Source organism: Streptococcus sp. oral taxon 064, assembly GCF_001683375.1.
Taxonomy (GTDB): domain Bacteria; phylum Bacillota; class Bacilli; order Lactobacillales; family Streptococcaceae; genus Streptococcus; species Streptococcus oralis_S.
In genome coordinates this window covers 1038038-1056922 of the sequence record NZ_CP016207.1, presented here as the reverse complement: position 1 = coordinate 1056922, position 18885 = coordinate 1038038, and the positions used below count along the sequence as shown (strand labels likewise).

Sequence of the window (18885 nt, the reverse complement as noted above, 5' to 3'; positions counted from 1 at the left end):
TTGATAAAAGAAGTATAACAAACTTCAAAAAATTATGCAAGTATTTTTTTATTTTCCTGAAAATTTTGGTCTTCTTCTTTCAGAATGTGCTCGAACCCCTTCTTTAAAATCTTCAGTTAAAGATAACGATTCTTGTAATTTCAATTCTAATTCAGCATAATTCTGCCAATCCTTGAATTGACTTTCCCAAACTAACTTTTTAATCGCTGCGTATGAGTTTGCTGAACCTCTTCTTAATTTTTTCAGAACTTGTTCTCTTGTTTTTTCTAATTTGTCAACTTCACAAACACGGTATACCACGCCCCATTCTAGCGCTTTTTCAGCAGTCAAGGCTTCACCTGTCATGGCAAGTTGTGCAGCCCGTGTTACCCCGATGCTACGACTCAAGAGATGAATCCCACCAGCGTCTGGCGCCAATCCCACTCCGACAAAGGCTTGGATAAATTTTGCCTTGTCAGTCGCTAAACAGAAATCAACTGCTACTGCCATATTTGCTGCAGCACCAGCAACCGCTCCATCTACCTCCATCAAAACAGGTTTAGGAATTTGCTTGATTTTAAAAGAAATTGTATTGACTAATTCTGCAATCTTATTCAAAGAAGGGATATCATCTTCGTCTACTGCTCGTTTCATCTCAACCAAGTCTCCCCCAACTGAAAAAACCTTCCCATTAGCATTAATCAAGATGAACTGCACAGCTTGATCCTGCTCTGCTAGAGTCAAAGCTTCTAAAATCTCCTCACACATTGGGATATGGAAACCATTTGCCACTTCGGGACGATTCAAAGTAATGATAGCCAGATCATCTACGATCTGATATAAGATATGATTCATAGCTTCTCCTTTTCTTTTATAAGGCAATAAAATTGTTTTATCATCAAAGTATACCTTTTTTTAGATAAAGAGGCAAGGAAAAACTAAAGGAAAGTGTCTCAGCTGATTATTTACCCATCATTTATGAGTGTGAGTAAAATTTGACACTCTTACTTTTAAACGGTTATCGCTTTTCAGAATAAGTTAGTGTTTTCTTCTATTATAATAGGAAGTTATTTTCTTCATTGAAAAATACCCCTCTTTCTGCTATAATCGTATAAAATACTTACTTGAGGAGTCCTTATGAAGGTTGTAAAATTTGGCGGAAGCTCACTTGCCTCTGCTGGTCAGTTAGAAAAAGTTTTAAACATCGTTAAAAGTGATAAAGAACGCCGTTTTGTAGTCGTTTCTGCACCCGGCAAACGCAATGCTGAAGATACCAAGGTAACCGATGCCTTGATCAAATACTATCGTGACTATGTGGCTGGAAATGACATCAGTGCTAGCCAAAGCTGGATCATTGACCGTTATGCCGCTATGGTTAGTGAACTAGGATTAAAACCTGCTGTTTTAGAAAAAATCTCTAAAAGTATTCGGGCCTTGGCAACTCTCCCTATAGAGGACAATGAATTTCTCTATGATACCTTCCTAGCGGCTGGAGAAAATAACAATGCCAAATTGATTGCAGCCTACTTTAACCAAAACGGTATCGATGCACGCTATGTTCACCCAAGAGAAGCTGGAATTGTTGTCACAAGTGAACCAGGAAACGCACGCATCATCCCATCTAGTTATGATAAGATTGAAGGCTTGGCTGATAGCAACGAAGTCCTTGTCATCCCTGGTTTCTTTGGTGTGACTAAGGAAAATCAAATCTGTACTTTTTCACGTGGTGGTTCAGATATCACAGGTTCTATCATTGCAGCAGGTGTTAAGGCTGATCTCTATGAAAACTTTACAGACGTAAATGGTATCTTTGCTGCCCACCCTGGTATCATCCACCAACCACACTCCATTCCTGAATTAACCTACCGTGAAATGCGGGAGTTGGCTTACGCTGGATTTTCAGTCCTTCATGACGAAGCCCTTCTTCCTGCCTACCGAGGAAAAATTCCTCTTGTCATCAAGAATACCAACAACCCTGACCACCCAGGAACACGCATTGTTTTAGAACACAGTAGTGATAAATTCCCAGTAGTAGGGATTGCAGGTGACTCAGGATTCGTCAGCATCAACATGTCTAAATACCTCATGAACCGTGAAGTCGGGTTTGGTCGCAAGGTTCTTCAAATCCTTGAGGACCTCAACATCGGTTGGGAACACATGCCTACAGGTATTGACGATCTTTCAATCATCCTCCGCTCCCGCGAATTGACTCCTATCAAAGAAGAAGAAATTCTACGTCAACTCGTTCAAAAAGCTGAAGTGGACCATGCTGAAATCGAACATGACCTTTCCATCATTATGATTGTAGGAGAAAAGATGAAGAGCCATATCGGGGTAACTGCTACTGCAACACGGGCTTTGTCTGAGAATAAAATCAACATCCAGATGATGTCCCAAGGTTCAAGTGAAGTTTCCATCATGTTTGTTGTCAATAAAGAGCAAGAAAAAGCAGCCATCAAGGCTCTCTATCATGCCTTTTTCGGTGAAAGTAAGGAAGACTAATCATGGCCCAATCACTCAATCAAGTCATTGACCTCCAAACTACTGGGACATCTTACCTCTCTATCTCTGGAAAAGTTGGAAAATTTTTAGTCGGGGATCAAGCCTTAGAGTTTTATCCTGATGTCAATGTCGAACAATATATTCAAATCCCCTGGTCCAGCATTCAGCAAATCGGAGCCAACGTAAGTGGTCGCAAGATCAGCCGCCACTTTGAAGTCTTTACCGATCAAGGAAAATTCCTCTTTGCTTCAAAAGACTCTGGAGCTATCCTAAAAATCGCTCGGGAAAAATTAGGAAACGAAAAGGTTGTGAAACTTCCGACTCTACTCCAGACCATTGGACAAAAATTTAAAAATCTGTTTGCAAAAAAGTAGAAACTTTAGTATAATCATAGCAACGGATAAGTAAGTTATCTCCTTCTTTCAGAAAGTCTGCGGGTGCTGCGAGCAGATAGGAGGGATAGGTGAAATTCTACCGTTGTTTATAATTACATACACAATCAAGTGCACACCTGTGAAGTTGGATGGAACCGTGGCCCTGCCACTCCAACGCTTTGTCAGGTGTGCTTTTTTCATATAAAGGAGGACTTATGTTAGATATCAAACGAATTCGTACAGATTTTGATGCTGTCGCAGAAAAATTGGCTACACGTGGTGTAGATGCTGCTGTCTTAAATGAGATGAAAGAAATCGATGCTAAACGTCGCGACATCTTGGTCAAGGTTGAAACTCTCAAAGCAGAACGTAACACAGTTTCTGCTGAGATTGCCCAAGCCAAGCGCAACAAGGAAAATGCCGATGACAAGATTGCTGCGATGCAAACCCTATCTGCTGAAGTCAAAGCCTTGGATGCTGAGTTGGCAGACATCGATGCTAAATTGACAGAATTTACCACTACTCTTCCAAACATCCCTGCCGACAGCGTTCCTGTTGGGGCTGACGAAGATGACAATGTGGAAGTTCGCCGTTGGGGGACTCCGCGCGAGTTTGACTTTGAACCAAAAGCTCACTGGGATCTTGGTGAAGACTTGGGTATCCTTGACTGGGAACGCGGTGGTAAGGTAACGGGCGCTCGTTTCCTCTTCTATAAAGGACTTGGGGCTCGTTTGGAACGCGCTATCTACAACTTCATGTTGGATGAGCATGGTAAAGAAGGCTATACGGAAGTTATCACACCTTACATGGTTAACCATGACTCTATGTTTGGTACTGGGCAATATCCAAAATTCAAGGAAGACACTTTTGAATTGAAAGACACTAATTATGTCCTCATTCCTACAGCTGAAGTGCCTCTTACAAACTACTACCGTGATGAAATCCTTGACGGTAAAGACCTACCAATCTACTTCACTGCTATGAGTCCATCATTCCGTTCTGAAGCGGGTTCTGCTGGTCGTGATACACGTGGCTTGATCCGTCTGCACCAATTCCACAAGGTTGAAATGGTCAAATTTGCAAAACCAGAAGAATCTTATGAAGAATTAGAAAAAATGACAGCCAACGCTGAAAACATCCTTCAAAAACTCAATCTTCCGTACCGTGTCGTTGCCCTCTCTACTGGGGATATGGGCTTCTCAGCTTCCAAGACTTACGACTTGGAAGTTTGGATTCCAGCGCAAAATACCTACCGTGAAATCTCAAGCTGTTCAAATACAGAAGATTTCCAAGCCCGTCGTGCTCAAATTCGCTACCGTGATGAAGCAGATGGTAAAGTTAAACTTCTTCACACCTTGAATGGTTCTGGACTTGCAGTTGGGCGTACAGTGGCTGCTATTCTTGAAAACTACCAAAATGCAGATGGTTCTGTAACCATTCCAGAAGCTCTTCGTCCATACATGGGTGGAGCTGAAGTTATCAAACCATAAAAAACAAGGCCTAGCTAGAATATAGCTAGACCTTTTTTCGTAACCAAATCAGATAAGAAGCTAAGACAAAGAGTAAAATAGATAGACAAATGAAGATTTCAGCCAGTACCAGATAATCTAAAAAAGGGAGTTTCAAAAGCCCCTGAGCCATCTTGAGCGAAGTAGCTGTGATAATGGTTGGGAAGGTGAGGGCTGAGAAGGCTGGTTGAAAGCCTTGTTTTAAAATATTGGGCAGGCGAGTTAAAACAAAGAAAAAGAAGGACTGAGATGCCAAAATCATGACAATCAAGAGCCAAGTCGGTAGGCCTGCTCCTCCAACTCGAACTAGAGAAGCTAAGAGTAGGGAAAAGGGAGCACAGTAGATTCCTTCCTGTCCAAGCAAGGCTAGTGGGAGTGGAGATTTCTTTAAATCGCTATAAATAAGCGGATAGAGATAGAAGGTCAAGACAAAACCAAAACTCAAGGTTGCATAGGCAATCTCGATAATGCCTACCAGAGGATAGGTCAAGGCTGCTACTGCTATTCCCACATAGAGTACCGTCCAACTTGGAGTCGCATTGACCCTCCGACCAGGACAGGCAAATTTGATGGTAAAAGTAGCAATCAAAGCTAAATCCAAGAGAAATGAAAACCACCAGATTCCTTGTGCTACCAAAGGAAGAACAGGGAATACGCGAAAGACATAGGTCGATAAAATCATCCCGGCCATGGGAAAGGTAGCCATGCCAGATAAGAGAGGGGCTTTGGTCAATTCTCGCTTGGTTTCAGACCAATTAAAAAGATGAAGAATCAGAAAGAAAAGCCACAAAACTAATCCAGTCAGACTCAATAAATGCGACAGAACTGGCCAAGTATCTGCAATCAGATTTCCTGCACCTGCTAGACCTAATAAACAGCCAGAAAATACCAAGGGGAGCTTTTTCATCCGAGCCTCCAATAATCATGTTATTATTAGTATAGCATAAAAGCGCTTAAATGAGGACTTAAAAAACGAAGTTAGAAATTCAAACTTCGTTTTTATTCTACTATTTTTTAACTCGTTGCTAAGATATGGCGCAACTGAACAGCGCTTGGAGAGACAATCGGAAGAAAGGCTCCTTCATTCCAACGACGAATAAAACCAGATGTTGATTTGCTAAAGTAGCCTCTACCTCCACCAGCTTGCAACTCTAACAGAAGACTTTGAGCAACCACATCCACAATGTCTATTCTTAACTGAAAGAGTTCACGCGGATTGGTAACGAAATAGGACCGGTCAGACAATCCCTGATAAAGAGCTTGCCGAATAGCATCTAACTGCTCTACCTGGTATTGCCATTCATCTGTTAATACTCTTCGTTTCCCCAATTCTTTTTCTACTTCTGATAGGGAGCGTTCAGCTAATCCAAAAGCCAAACCAAATTGGTAACCTAAAAAAGCGGGACGATTTTGAGTTAAAAACTCTTTAGCATTCTTGGATAGAATCCACTCTTCTTTTAAAGGAACCCGATTAAAGGTCAAAGCAGCAGTGTTTCCTCCCTGAAGAGAAACGAATTCTAAGTCTTCCGAACGACTAAAATTCTCTGCATCTGATGGCACAGCCACCACATAACTTTTACTTGGATCATCAGCAAAACCTGCTACAAAAATGGTTAAGAATCGATTTCTACGGGCATTGGTTACCCATGGCAGTCGCCCTTTTAGATAAAATTGTCCTTTTTCTTCGATGATATAAACATTCAGCTCTTCTAAATCAGATAAATACTTGACCGCATTAGACAGAGCAGTTGCGCCTGCATATTCACCAGACAAGAGTTTTTCCAGATAGTTTTCTTTCAAATAGGAATTCTCTGAATGGATAATATTGTCAATTAGGGTGCGTTGTCCCCAAGAAATAAAGGAGGCCGTCAAGGAATGTTGAGCGAGCTCTGCTAGGATATCAATGACATCTTGATCACTTCCGTCTGAACCGCCGAGAGATTCTGGAACACCTACACGAAAAGCTCCTTCTGCTGCAATCCTTTCAATCAGTTGCTCTCCAGCCTCACAAGACTGTTTATCAATTTCATCAGCATGCTGGTCTAACCAGCTCAAAAACTCTTCGGAAAAAAATCCCATACTCTTTCCTCCTTTTATGCATAAGGTTGTAATTCTGGGTTAATAGGCGTATTGGCTAGGTTGTTGGCATAGTTGCAGAGGCTGGCAAGACTAACACCGAGAACCACGTCCAAGGCATTTTGTTGCGTGTAGCCAGCTTCCAAAAATTCAGCCAAGGCTTCATCTCCTACACGCCCTTTGGTATTGATGACCGCCAAGGTAAACTTAGCTAGAGTATCTAGTTTTGGATCTGTTTCAATCGGAGTGCGGTTGCGGAGAGCTTGGAGAAGATCATCATTCATCTGGATTTGTTTGATTGAAAAGGCTGTGTGACCTGCGACGCAGAAAGCACAACCATTGGTTACGGCAGCTGTGATTTGTACTACTTCGCGTTCTACTGGTGTTAAGCTATTGCGACGGTTGATGGCTCCGACAGTTCGGTAGGCTTCAAGCGCGGTTGGGGCATTGGCCAAGAGACCGATTAGGTTGGGAATATAGCCATTGTTATCTTTTTGTACTGTTTCAAGAACTTCTTTCACTTCTGCTGGTGCTGATTCTACTGTGTGGATGGTAAATGTTGTCATAAGAAACCTCTTTTCATTTTATTGTCATTTAGTCTATCATAGAATTTTCCACTTGGATAATATATATTTTCAATAGCCTTGATAGGAAATGTCTATGAAATAAAAAAATCACACTAAAAGTGTGATTGGGTTAGTGTTTAAAATACTTTCTGGTTTCGGAAATAACGACTGGCGATAAGACTATGAGGGCAATCAAGTTTGGTAAAGCCATCAAGGCATTGACGATATCTGCAATAATCCAGACCATATCCAACTCGATAAATCCTCCCAACAAGACCATGACTACAAAGACTACACGGTAAAGCCAGATAAAACGAACACCAAAGAGAAACTCAAAACAGCGTTCTCCGTAGTAGTTCCATCCGAGAATCGTCGTAAAGGCAAAGAGTACAAGGAAAATGGTCAAGAGGGAAGGTCCAAAATGTGAAAAAACTGTTGAAAAGGCTGACTGGGTCAAGGCAACCCCATTCAAATCACCACTCCAAACACCAGTTACCAAGATTGTTAAACCAGTCAACGTACAGATAATGAGGGTATCAATAAAGGTTCCTGTCATGGAAATCAAGCCTTGCTCGACAGGCTCATTTGTCTTAGCCGCAGCCGCCGCAATGGGAGCTGATCCTAGGCCAGATTCGTTAGAAAAGACTCCTCTCGCCACACCATTTTGGATAGCCATCCGAATGCTGGCACCTGCAAAACCACCTACCGCGGCCGCCGGACTAAAGGCTGAAGTAAAGATCAGTGCAAGTGTGGCTGGGATTTCCTCGATATTAAAGAGAATAACTGTAAGAGTTCCCAGAATATAGACAATAGCCATAAAAGGAACCACTGCTGTCGAAACTTTTGATATGGATTTGAGGCCACCAAAGACAGCAATCCCTACAAAAATGGATAAAATCAGAGCTGTGATAACTGGATCAACTTGGGCTGTATTTTGAATGGATTCTGTAATCGAATTAACTTGGGTAAAGGTACCAATCCCTAGAAGAGCTACCAATACACCCGCTAGGGCAAAGAAGATAGCAAGTGGACGCCACTTTTCTCCCATCCCCAAAAGGATGTAATGCATGGGTCCTCCAGCTACAGCTCCATTTGCATCCTTAGTACGGTATTTGATGGCCAGTAAGCCTTCGGCATACTTGGTCGCCATCCCAAAAAAGGCCGCCATCCACATCCAAAAGAGGGCCCCTGGTCCTCCAACCTTAATGGCTGTCGCTACCCCGATAATATTTCCCGTACCAACGGTGGCGGCTAGAGCCGTACAGAGAGCAGCAAAGCTCGACACATCTCCATGCCCCTTATCCTTGGTAAAGATCAGCTGAAAGGCCTTTGGGAGACGAGCTACCTGCAAAAGGCCTAGTCGGATGGTCAAATAGATACCCGTTCCGACCAATAAGATCAAGAGGGGAGGCCCCCAAGCAAAAGCATCAAGCGCTCTAAGCAATTCTAACATGTCCTTCTCCTATCTTTCAACCCCAAAAGAAAGAGCACATGCAAGACACATGTACTCTGGAATGCTTAGATAAATGCCAAAAAGCGGTCTATCCTAGCTCTGTCCTTTTACCTGAGAGTTTGAGCAGTTACCTGCCTTGCCCCTTCGGTGCCTTTACGGTCTCTCCAGAGTTCCGTCCATTTACAGTCATGGAAAACAAACCTTTCTCCACTTCTATTAAACTTCATTCGGTGTTGGTATTTAATTTTTTATTATTTTACAAGAAAAGTTAGTCTTTGTCAATATATTCTATGAAAATTTTTGACTTTTCACTTCTTTTTTCAGAAAGAGTGAATCCTTCTTCTCTCTATCCTTTAAAGGTTACAATGGTGGCGCCACTGCCTCCAGCATTTTGTGGAGCATAGCCAAAACTCTTGACATGCTTGTTTCTTTGCAGGTATTTGGTGACGCCCTCACGGATGACTCCCGTACCGATACCATGGATGATGTCGACTTGCGCCATGTTATTGAGCAGGGCTTGGTCGATAAAGGCGTCCAGCTCATTCATAGCCTCTTCGTACCGTTTGCCTCGGAGATCCAGTCTCGCTTGCGGACCACGACCAGAAGCTCGTTTGACGACATTGACTTGTTTTTTCTTGACTGGGGCTTCTTGCTGAGCCTGAACAAGGTCAAATTCTTTCTCTTCCAAGGTCATCTTGATTAAACCGACTTGGGCTTCCCAACGGCCGTCCTTAAGCTGATTGGTCAAGGTTCCACGTTGTCCATAACTGAGGACCACAATATCATCCCCCACCTTCGGAGCTCGTTTTTTCTTGGCTTTTTGAAGGACCTTGTTTTTAGATAAGTCTACTTTTTCAGGAGCTAGTTTTTTCAGCTCAGCCTTGGCTTCAATGATTTCATGGGGTTTGAGTTGAGATTTGCTATGGAGATTTTTGAGAATCTGGTCACTTTCACTTAGAGCGAGTTCCACAATCTCGGCAGCTTGTTCACGCGCCTTGTTGAGCTCAGTTTCCTTTTCACGATTAAGCTCATTGTAGAGTTTTTTGAGTGCACGGTTCATCTTGAGGTTTTCTTGCTCCACCTCACGAATATTGTCCAAGCGTTTGCGACTTTCAAGCGTTTGCTCTTCCAATTGTTCAATGATACGGTTGACATCATTATCTTGGTTGACCTGCTGGCTGGCATCTCCTACGATGACCTCTGACAAGCCCAGACGTTTGGCAATTTCAAAGGCATTGCTTCGGCCAGGAACTCCCTGCATAAAGCGATAGGTCGGACGCAAGCTGGCAGTATCAAACTCCATGCTGGCATTTTGCACAAAGGCTGTCTCAATACCATAAGCCTTGAGTTCTGGATAGTGGGTCGTAGCCATAGTCTTGACCTGACGCAGACGAAGATCCTCCAGAATAGCCATAGCAAGCGCTGCTCCTTCCTGCGGATCGGTACCTGCCCCAAGCTCATCTAGCAATAAGAGCGAGTGCTGATTGACCTTGCCAAGAATATCTACGATATTGGTCATGTGGCTGGAGAAGGTAGACAGGCTTTGCTCGATAGACTGCTCATCCCCAATATCTGCGAAGATTTCCTCAAAAACACCGACACGGCTTCCCTTGTCAGCTAGAATGGGCAATCCAGATTGGGCCATGAGTTGAGTCAAGCCTAGGGTTTTGAGCATGATGGTCTTCCCACCAGTATTGGGACCTGTAATGACAATAGCTGTTAATTCCTTACCAAAGTGTACATCGTTTGCCACTGCATTTTTGACCAAAGGATGGCGAACATGAAGAAGTTGAATCTCTTGATTCTCTGAAAGTTGGGGAACGACTGCTTGTCTTTCTTGAATGAAACGCACCTTGGCACGAATCAAGTCTAAATGGCCGATAATCCAAGCATCATTAGCAATCTCAGCAGCATGAGGACGAACCCGTTCCGATAGTTCCTGCAGGATGCGAATCATCTCATAGCGTTCGTCAGCTCGCAGACTAGCGATTTCTTCGCTCAGCTTGACCACCTCACGTGGCTCGATATAAACCGTATTACCACTGGCAGAGATGTCATGGACAACACCTGCAATCTTATTGCGATAGGTGTTCTTTACTGGTAAAACTTGACGGCCATTTCTGCTAGCGATTATACCTTCCGTCAACATCTGCGCTTTTTGCTTGAGTAAGTCTTGCAAGACATCTCGAACTTGACTCTCGCTATCATGGATTTTCCGACGGATACGTGCTAGTTCTTCGCTGGCAAAATTCTCGATAAATCCTGCATCATTTAGAGCTTGGAGACTTCCTTGCAAGTGTGGAAACTCATGCAGTTTCTCAAACCATCTCGCCAACTGCTCCAAGCGTACGTTTTCTAGATTGTCGTAAAAACTTTGCAACTCTCTGCTAGCAAGCAAGACTCGTTTGAGAAGCAAGAACTCCTCAATATTGAGGTCCGCCCCCATCTCCAGACGCTTGCAGACAGCTGAAAGCTCACGTGTCGCTAGGATAGTAAAGTGAGGTTGCTCCACAAATAGGGCTTGCATTTCCTCCATCTCTGTAAAGGCTTGCTTGATCTTATCCACCTTAGCAGTTGGAGCCAAGCCTTTTAGCTCCTCTAGGCCTTGTTCTGTCAGGAGATGCGGTTCAAACAAGGTTTTGATTTTATTAAATTCTAAGGTTTCTAGTATTTTTGTATTCATATTTTTTCCTTGTATGCTGGTTTAAAAGATTATAGCAACTAGGTGTTTTGACCTAGTCGTCCAATCTGTAAACAAAGGGCTAGGAAAAATCCCGCCCTTTTTATCCGATTAAATTTGTCACCCAGAGTTGTTTGATAAGATTTGTCGTAAAAGGGACACTTTGGATGATGTGTTTGGCTACTGTACTTTTTTCGAGTGAATTTTGAATGACTGCCAGAGGTACTGTTGCAAGGATGGTCAGAGCCATTTGCAAGACAAATAAGGTTACCAATAGAGACAAAACGCCTGATCCGATACGCAACCATTTGACATCAAGCTTTTTAGTTGGAATCAAGTGCAGGAACAAACCGATAAAACGTCCGATAGTGTAGCAAATCCCAAAAACTAGAAGATAGGCTAGACCCGCATAAAAGACCTTGTCTAGATGAAACAGCTGGTCTGAAGGGAAGAAAAAGGTTCCCTGTCCTTCCTGAGGATTGGCATAAGGGACAAGCAAGTGGAAGTGGTCGCCCAGTGATTTATAAAACTGTCCCGCAACAAAGGCTGAAATCACTGCCACGAGGAAATAATAAACTTGCAGGACCAAACCTCTACGGTAGCCGATGTAAAAGCCCCAAGCCAGAACCAATAAGAGTAGGATTGAAATCATAGGGAGTCCTCAATCTTGCTCTGTTCTTGTTTGACAGCAATCAACTTGTGGCGGAGTTCTAACAACTCTTGCTCCTTGTCATCAAATTCAATCTCACGGTTGAGTTGTGTAGATAGACAATTGACCGCCAAAAGAAGCGCAATGGTTTCATCATCTGCCCCAGGCATTTGTTCTTTAATTGCTTGGTACTTTTCAGTCGCAACCTTGGCAATTTCCTCCATGAAGAGGTTGTCATGCTCGGTTGTCAAGGTTAATGTCTTTTTCCCGAATGTAAACTTATATCGATTTAGATTTGCCATAAAATTCACCTCACGATATTATACCAAATTTCGCTAACTTTGTCAGTTTTTACCAATTCTCCTGCTTTTGTGGTACAATAGAGACTATGGCAAGTATCACACTCACACCAAGTGAACAGGAAATTCAGAGCTTTTTAAGTCAGTATCAGAAGGCTCTCAGTCCTAGTAAAAATCCCTATATCCGCTATTTTTTGCGCTTCCCTCAGGCAACGGTTTCCATCTATACTTCTGGAAAAGTCCTCCTTCAGGGCGAAGCTGCTGAGCAGTACGCCAGTTTCTTTGGCTATCAAGTTGTAGAGGAAACCAGTGGACAAGATTTTCCTATGATTGGGACCGATGAGGTGGGGAATGGTTCCTACTTTGGTGGGCTGGCTGTCGTGGCTTCCTTTGTGACACCGGACCAGCATGACTTCTTGCGAAAACTCGGCGTAGGGGATTCAAAAACCTTGACTGACCAAAAGATTCGTCAGATTGCCCCTATCCTCAAGGAAAAAATCCAGCATCAAGCACTCCTCCTTTCACCGAGCAAGTACAACGAAGTTATCGGAGAGCGTTACAATGCTGTTTCTGTAAAGGTTGCCCTTCACAATCAGGCTATCTTTCTCCTGCTTCAAAAAGGAGTCCAGCCAGAAAAAATCGTGATTGACGCTTTTACAAGTCCTAAAAACTATGACAAGTACTTGGCGCAAGAAGCCAACCGTTTTCCAAACAAAATTAGCTTAGAAGAAAAAGCCGAGGGCAAATACCTGGCTGTTGCGGTTAGCTCCATCATTGCGCGGGATCTCTTCCTCGAAAACTTGGAAAATCTAGGACGAGAACTGGGCTATCAACTGCCAAGTGGCGCTGGGACTGCATCAGATAAGGTTGCTAGCAAAATCCTTCAGGCCTATGGCATGAAGGGACTTCATTTCTGTGCCAAACTGCATTTTAAAAACACTGAAAAAGCAAAAAAACTTCTATAGAGGTAAACCATGAACTATTTAAAATCATTTATAAAAGAATGGGGAGTCATCTTCCTGGTTATCGCACTGGTAGGTCTTAGCCGCATCTTCCTTTGGAGCAATGTCCGTGTGGAAGGACATTCGATGGACCCTACCCTAGCCGACGGAGAAGTTCTCTTTGTTGTTAAACACCTCCCAATTGACCGCTTCGACATCGTGGTTGCGCATGAGGAAGACGGAAATAAAGACATTGTCAAAAGGGTTATCGGCATGCCTGGTGATACCATCCGCTACGAAAATGACAAACTCTTTATCAACGGTGAAGAAACGAATGAACCTTACCTAGCTGAATATCTCAACTTGTTCAAAACAGAAAAGTTGCAAAACACCTATACTGGCAAAGGATTTGAAGGCAATAAGGGAGTTTACTTTAGAGAACTTGCTCAAAAAGCACAAGCCTTTACGGTTGATGTCAATTCCAATACCAGCTTCAGCTTTACTGTCCCTCAAGGTGAGTACCTTCTCCTTGGTGACGATCGTCTAGTCTCTAGCGACAGCCGCCACGTTGGTACCTTTAAGGCCAGCGATATAAAAGGTGAAGCAAAATTCCGTTTCTGGCCACTTAACCGTATCGGAACATTTTAAGATAAGGAAGAGGCCGAGAATGCTAAGTCTCAGTCTCTTTTTCTATTGCGAGAGAAAACCTTAAAGTAATCTAGCTTTTCAAAGTGGCTAAGGGTCCAACTCTCACGAACTCATGTAAAGGAAACCTATGGAAGTTTATTTTTCAGGCACCATTGAACGGATTATTTTTGAAAATCCCAGTAATTTTTATCGCATTCTCCTCCTAGATATCGAAGATACGGACGCGGAGGACTTTGACGATTTTGAAATCATCGTTACAGGAACCATGGCGGACGTGATTGAAGGGGAAGACTACACTTTTTGGGGGCAAATCGTTCAGCACTCCAAGTATGGGGAACAGCTTCAGATCAACCGTTATGAACGCGCAAAACCAACTAGCAAGGGCCTCGTCAAGTACTTTTCTAGCAGTCATTTCAAGGGAATTGGTCTCAAAACGGCCCAAAAAATCGTTGATAGCTATGGTGACAATACCATTGATGAAATTCTGGAACATCCTGAAAAGCTAGAAGGCATCTCAGGACTCTCTGCCAAAAACCGTGAGGCTTTTGTTTCTACCCTTCGTCTCAACTATGGGACAGAAATGGTCTTGGCTAAACTTGCCAACTACGGCATTCCCAATAAACTGGCCTTTCAGATTCAAGACTTTTACAAGGAAGAAACGCTAGATATTGTCGAAAACTATCCCTACCAACTGGTTGAGGATATCAAGGGTTTGGGCTTTACCATTGCTGACCAATTAGCTGCCGAACTAGGCATCGAAAGTCAAGCTCCCGAGCGCTTCCGTGCTGGCCTTGTCCATAGTCTCTTTCAAGGTTGTATGGATACAGGCGATACCTATATGGAAGCCCGAGATTTGCTGGAACAAACCCTGACTCTTCTCGAATCTTCCCGTCCCGTGGAACTGGATCCCAGCCAAGTAGCTCAGGAATTATCTCATCTAATTGAAGAGGACAAGGTTCAGCAGATTGATACCAAAATCTTTGATAACAGCCTCTTTTTCGCTGAAGAAGGCATTCGCAGTCACTTAGTTCGTATCCTTGAAAAAGGAAAGCAGAAAAGTCAGGATTTGGAAACCATTCAAAAGCATATCTCCAGTGTTGAGGAAGAGCTTGGTATCCAGTACGATACCATTCAAAAACAGGCTATCTGCGACGCTATCCAGAACAAGGTCTTTATCCTAACAGGTGGACCTGGTACTGGTAAGACGACTGTTATCAATGGAATTATCGCTGTTTATGCACTTTTAGAAGGACTTGACCTCAGGAAGAAAAGCAATCTGCCGATTCTTCTAGCTGCTCCAACTGGTCGAGCGGCTCGGCGCATGAATGAATTGACAGGTTTGCCTAGCGCGACCATACACCGTCATTTGGGAATGACGGGTGACGATGATACCAGCCATCTGGAAGATTATCTGGATGCCGACTTTATCATCGTGGATGAGTTTTCTATGGTGGACACTTGGCTAGCTAACCAACTCTTCTCCAACATCTCTTCTAACAGTAAAATACTCATCGTGGGAGACAGTGACCAGTTGCCTTCTGTTAGTCCCGGACAAGTCCTTGCTGACCTGCTCCAGATACCCCTGATTCCGCAGACTTGTTTGGAACGGATTTACCGTCAGAGCGAAGAATCAACTATCGTTACCTTGGCGAGTCAGATTCGACAAGGCATCTTGCCAGCTGACTTTACCCAGAAAAAAGCTGACCGTTCCTACTTTGAAATCGCTAGTGGCCATATCCCAGCTACCATTGAGAAAATCCTCGGCGCTGCCCTCAGAAGTGGCATTCCGGCTCGCGATATTCAGGTGCTAGCGCCTATGTATCGAGGAACTGCTGGTATTGACGCCATCAACCAACTCATGCAAGACCTGCTCAATCCTCAGCAAAAGGGGCAAGTTAGCTTTGAAGCAACTCAGTGTCACTATCGAACAGGGGACAAGGTTATTCACCTAGTCAACGACGCTGAAGTCAATGTCTTTAATGGAGACCTAGGATACATCACAGACCTAATTCCTGGAAAATACACCGAGTCCAAACAAGACGAGATTGTCATTGATTTTGATGGCAATGAGGTCATCTATCCACGCAACGAATGGTACAAGATTCGACTAGCCTATGCCATGAGTATCCATAAGTCTCAGGGAAGTGAGTTTCCTGTTGTTATCCTGCCCATCACCAGTGCTAGCAAGCGCATGCTGGAGCGAAATCTCATCTACACAGCTATCACACGGGCTAAGAGCAAGCTCATCCTTCTCGGTGAATTACAGGCCTTTGACTATGCAGTCAAGCATATCGGGACTGCTCGCAAGACCTATCTGATTGAGCGCTTCAGTGATTTAATTGAAACTACTATTGAAGAAAGTAAACAAGCCTTCTCTGAAACTGCCACAGCAAGTGACTCTGAACAATCCTACATCCTCACCGAAGAAAACTGGTCTAGTATTCCCGCTATGATTGGAATTACAGATGCTGACTTAAAAGAGATTTTTGGAAAATAGTGCAACAGAAAGCCCACCTAGTCAGGTGGGCTTTTTCTCTTTTAAGATTATTTTACTGTTGCAGTGCTTGTGATCAATTCAACAGCTTTTTTGATAGTGATATCGTGTTTCAACATGTCAGCTGAAAGCAAGTTTTGCACTTGTGCAACTTCCATGTTGTAGTCTGCTGCCAATTGCTCGATTTCTTTTTGGATTTCTTCTTCTGAAGCGTCAAATCCTTCAGCTTTGGCAACTGCTTCGATAACAAGGTTAGTCTTCGTACGTGACTCAGCTTCTGCTTCGTATTGTTTGTGAAGGTCTTCTTGAGTAGTTCCTGTGATTTGGAAGTACATGTCAGGGTTGATCCCTTGGCGTTGCAAGTTTCCAAGGAATTCATTTACTGAACGGTGAACTTCTTCGTGGATCATTTCTTCTGGAAGTTCTACGATTTCAGCGTTTTCTACAGCTTTATCGATTGCTGCACCTTCAACGGCATCTTTGTATGCTTCTTCTTTCGCAGCAGTCAATTCTTTGCGGTATTTTTCTTTCAATTCGTCAAGAGTTTCCACTTCTTCGTCGATGTCTTTTGCAAGTTCATCGTCAAGAGCTGGAACTTCTTTTGCTTTTACTTCGTGAATAGTTGTTACGAATTTAGCTTCTTTACCTGCAAGGTCTTCTGCTTGGTAGTCTTCTGGGAATGTTACAACTACATCAACAGTTTCGCCAGCTGAGTGTCCAACCAATTGGTCTTCAAAACCAGGGATGAATTGACCTGAACCAAGTCCAAGTGAGAAGTTTTCACCTTTTCCACCGTCAAATTCAACACCGTCAATAGAACCAACGAAGTCAATCACAACAGTGTCGCCATTTTCAGCAGCGCCTTCTTTGATAACCAATTCAGCCAAGTTGTTGCGTTCGCGTTCGATACGTTCTTCAACGTCAGCGTCAGTTACTTCTTTTTCTACATCAACTGATACTTCAAGGTTTTTGTAGTCACCCAATTTTACTTCAGGTTTTGTCACGACTTCAGCTGTGATAACCCAGTCTTGACCTTTTTCCATTGAAGTTACGTCAATTTTCGGTTGCGCAACCACTTCAAGACCAGCTTCTTTTACTGCAGCTTCATAAGCGTTTGGCAAAAGTGCGTTCATTGCATCTTGATAAAGAGCTTCTTCACCAAATTTTTGGTCGAAGATAGGGCGTGGAAGGTGACCTTTACGGAAACCTGGAACGTTAAGAGTTTTCTTTACTGAGTTAAATACACGGTCCAATTCTGGTTTGATTTGGTCTTGAGAGATAGTGAAAGTCAAGACACCACGGTTTGTTTCTTTGTTTTCAAATGATACAGACATTCTGTCATTTCTCCTTAAAATTTTTAATACAGTCCATTATACCATATAATAGCGACTTTTTTCAAGTAATGAATGCGCTTTTCAATAGTGCTAGAGGTACTTGCTCGCTTCCCTGATACTAAGTTCAGCCATTCTCTTCTGATTTTTTTCAATAAAACGTGCTACCCATTCTGGATTGGTTTTAGAGTAGTCTCTTAGAGCCCAGCCGATGGCTTTGTTGATAAAAAATTCTGTCTGGTCTAGATTATTGAGCAGGACCTTTTCCATCAGTTGGACATTTGTCTTCTCTTTTCTTAACAACTGGTGGTCAATAGCAACTCGTCTCAGCCAGATATTGTCCGATAGGCTCCATTTTAAAATCACTTCTTCAAGTTTCGGATGGTTAGCCACCAAACTCCCAACTACTCTATCTAGAATATCTACTGTGTCCCACCAGGACTTGGTCACGACTAGACGCTCAAGCTCAGGCAAATCATCCTTCGTTAGATAAGACTGCATAGCTTTCAAATAGTTTGCAGCTACATATTGGTATTCTCTAGATTCCTTTTCCCAGCAAGTGTCTACAAAATCCCAATCGATCGTCTTTGTTTTTTTCGCGCTTGGAAAATACTTTTTATAGAGGGCATTTCTTTCAGGACCTGCAATACCTAAAAAGGGAAATTGATGGCGCATATAGGCTTCCATTGGGCCTGCTTTCTCAGGGTCTTTTGCTGCTTCTAGCTCCACAAGTAAATCTGCAAGACTCATCTAAAAGTCCTCCTGCCCGACCAAGTGGTGCTGAAAGGCATAGACCGCAGCCTGGGTGCGATCACTGACCTCAAGTTTGGCTAGGATGTTGGACACATGGGTCTTGACTGTCTTGAGAGAGATGAAGAGTTCATCTGCAATGCGCTGATTTTCGTAGCCCTTGGCGATGAGTTGAAGTACGTCTCGCTCACGCGCAGTCAGCTCCTCATGAAGCTCCATATGATTACGGTGGTATTCGACCTTCTTGCTGACCTCTTGTTCAATAGCAAGCTCTCCAGCAGCCACCTTGCGAACTGCATGGAGCAGTTCGTCTGCACTAGAAGTCTTGAGCATATAACCTTTGGCACCCGCATTCAAGACTGGCATAATTTTTTCATTGTCCAAGTAAGAGGTGACAATTAATATCTTGGCTTCAGGCCATTCTTTGAGGATGGCCAAGGTTGCATCAATCCCATTCATCTCAGGCATGACGATATCCATGACAATGACATCTGGACGCAGTTCCAAGGCCAAGTCAATACCTTGAGCCCCATTGGCAGCCTCGCCCAAAACTTCCACATCGTCTTGGAGATCAAAATAGCTTTTCAAGCCCAATCGGACCATTTCATGGTCATCTACCAGTAAAATTTTCATCT

The 18885-nt window shown here is 43.3% G+C and carries 17 protein-coding genes and 1 riboswitch; of the genes, 6 read left to right on the top strand and 11 right to left on the bottom strand.

Annotated features, from left to right (window positions below):
- Positions 1-48: 48 nt before the first annotated feature.
- Positions 49-834, bottom strand: coding sequence for an enoyl-CoA hydratase (locus AXF18_RS05160; RefSeq protein ID WP_001015587.1), 786 nt, complete (start codon positions 832-834; stop codon positions 49-51).
- Between the two features lie 282 nt (positions 835-1116).
- Here AXF18_RS05160 and AXF18_RS05155 point away from each other — a divergent pair, with 282 nt between their 5' ends.
- The 3 genes from AXF18_RS05155 to serS all read left to right on the top strand — a co-directional run bounded on the left by AXF18_RS05155 (position 1117) and on the right by serS (position 4345).
- Positions 1117-2481 carry an aspartate kinase gene (locus tag AXF18_RS05155; protein WP_049550247.1) on the top strand — a complete coding sequence of 455 codons (1365 nt, stop codon included), beginning with the start codon at positions 1117-1119 and terminating at the stop codon, positions 2479-2481.
- Positions 2482-2483: 2 nt separating this feature from the next.
- Positions 2484-2855, top strand: a complete 372-nt coding sequence (locus AXF18_RS05150) for a DUF956 family protein (RefSeq protein WP_049550246.1) — start codon at positions 2484-2486, stop codon at positions 2853-2855.
- 215 nt (positions 2856-3070) lie between these two features.
- A complete protein-coding gene (gene serS / locus AXF18_RS05145) occupies positions 3071-4345 on the top strand; it encodes a serine--tRNA ligase (RefSeq protein ID WP_049550245.1) in 1275 nt (424 codons plus the stop codon).
- A gap of 25 nt (positions 4346-4370) precedes the next feature.
- Here serS and AXF18_RS05140 read toward each other — a convergent pair whose 3' ends face one another.
- The 7 genes from AXF18_RS05140 to zapA all read right to left on the bottom strand — a co-directional run bounded on the left by AXF18_RS05140 (position 4371) and on the right by zapA (position 12089).
- Complete coding sequence (locus tag AXF18_RS05140; protein WP_049500880.1) at positions 4371-5270, bottom strand: TDT family transporter; 900 nt, start codon at positions 5268-5270, stop codon at positions 4371-4373.
- A 107-nt stretch (positions 5271-5377) separates the two neighbouring features.
- Positions 5378-6442, bottom strand: a complete 1065-nt coding sequence (locus tag AXF18_RS05135; RefSeq protein WP_049550244.1) for an acyl-CoA dehydrogenase family protein — start codon at positions 6440-6442, stop codon at positions 5378-5380.
- Between the two features lie 14 nt (positions 6443-6456).
- Positions 6457-7005: a carboxymuconolactone decarboxylase family protein gene (locus AXF18_RS05130; protein WP_000206774.1), complete on the bottom strand. Its 549-nt coding sequence runs from the start codon at positions 7003-7005 to the stop codon at positions 6457-6459.
- Between the two features lie 130 nt (positions 7006-7135).
- Positions 7136-8458, bottom strand: coding sequence for a sodium:alanine symporter family protein (locus AXF18_RS05125; RefSeq protein ID WP_065371588.1), 1323 nt, complete (start codon positions 8456-8458; stop codon positions 7136-7138).
- A gap of 89 nt (positions 8459-8547) precedes the next feature.
- A riboswitch (glycine riboswitch) is annotated at positions 8548-8636 on the bottom strand.
- Between the two features lie 168 nt (positions 8637-8804).
- The gene (locus tag AXF18_RS05120) at positions 8805-11141 is read right to left on the bottom strand and encodes an endonuclease MutS2 (protein ID WP_049499979.1); all 2337 of its coding nucleotides are present in this window, start codon (positions 11139-11141) and stop codon (positions 8805-8807) included.
- Positions 11142-11241: 100 nt separating this feature from the next.
- The gene (locus AXF18_RS05115) at positions 11242-11790 is read right to left on the bottom strand and encodes a CvpA family protein (RefSeq protein ID WP_000623540.1); all 549 of its coding nucleotides are present in this window, start codon (positions 11788-11790) and stop codon (positions 11242-11244) included.
- On the bottom strand, positions 11787-12089 hold the full coding sequence (zapA, locus tag AXF18_RS05110) for a cell division protein ZapA (RefSeq protein WP_000002028.1): 303 nt from the start codon (positions 12087-12089) through the stop codon (positions 11787-11789). Before zapA ends, AXF18_RS05115 begins: the two co-directional genes overlap by 4 nt.
- A gap of 86 nt (positions 12090-12175) precedes the next feature.
- Here zapA and rnhC point away from each other — a divergent pair, with 86 nt between their 5' ends.
- From rnhC to AXF18_RS05095, 3 genes are all read left to right on the top strand, one after another.
- Positions 12176-13051 carry a ribonuclease HIII gene (gene rnhC, locus AXF18_RS05105; protein WP_000146895.1) on the top strand — a complete coding sequence of 292 codons (876 nt, stop codon included), beginning with the start codon at positions 12176-12178 and terminating at the stop codon, positions 13049-13051.
- Positions 13052-13060: 9 nt separating this feature from the next.
- Positions 13061-13675: a signal peptidase I gene (gene lepB, locus AXF18_RS05100; RefSeq protein WP_001108432.1), complete on the top strand. Its 615-nt coding sequence runs from the start codon at positions 13061-13063 to the stop codon at positions 13673-13675.
- 127 nt (positions 13676-13802) lie between these two features.
- Positions 13803-16172, top strand: a complete 2370-nt coding sequence (locus AXF18_RS05095) for an ATP-dependent RecD-like DNA helicase (protein ID WP_000454453.1) — start codon at positions 13803-13805, stop codon at positions 16170-16172.
- Positions 16173-16219: 47 nt separating this feature from the next.
- On the opposite strand, the gene tig is transcribed toward AXF18_RS05095, so the two are convergent.
- The 3 genes from tig to AXF18_RS05080 all read right to left on the bottom strand — a co-directional run bounded on the left by tig (position 16220) and on the right by AXF18_RS05080 (position 18883).
- Positions 16220-17503, bottom strand: a complete 1284-nt coding sequence (gene tig, locus AXF18_RS05090; RefSeq protein WP_000116506.1) for a trigger factor — start codon at positions 17501-17503, stop codon at positions 16220-16222.
- A gap of 90 nt (positions 17504-17593) precedes the next feature.
- Positions 17594-18250 (bottom strand): DNA alkylation repair protein, encoded by a 657-nt coding sequence (locus AXF18_RS05085; RefSeq protein WP_065371587.1) that lies wholly within the window; start codon positions 18248-18250, stop codon positions 17594-17596.
- The gene (locus AXF18_RS05080; protein WP_049499974.1) at positions 18251-18883 is read right to left on the bottom strand and encodes a response regulator transcription factor; all 633 of its coding nucleotides are present in this window, start codon (positions 18881-18883) and stop codon (positions 18251-18253) included.
- Positions 18884-18885 lie beyond the last annotated feature (2 nt).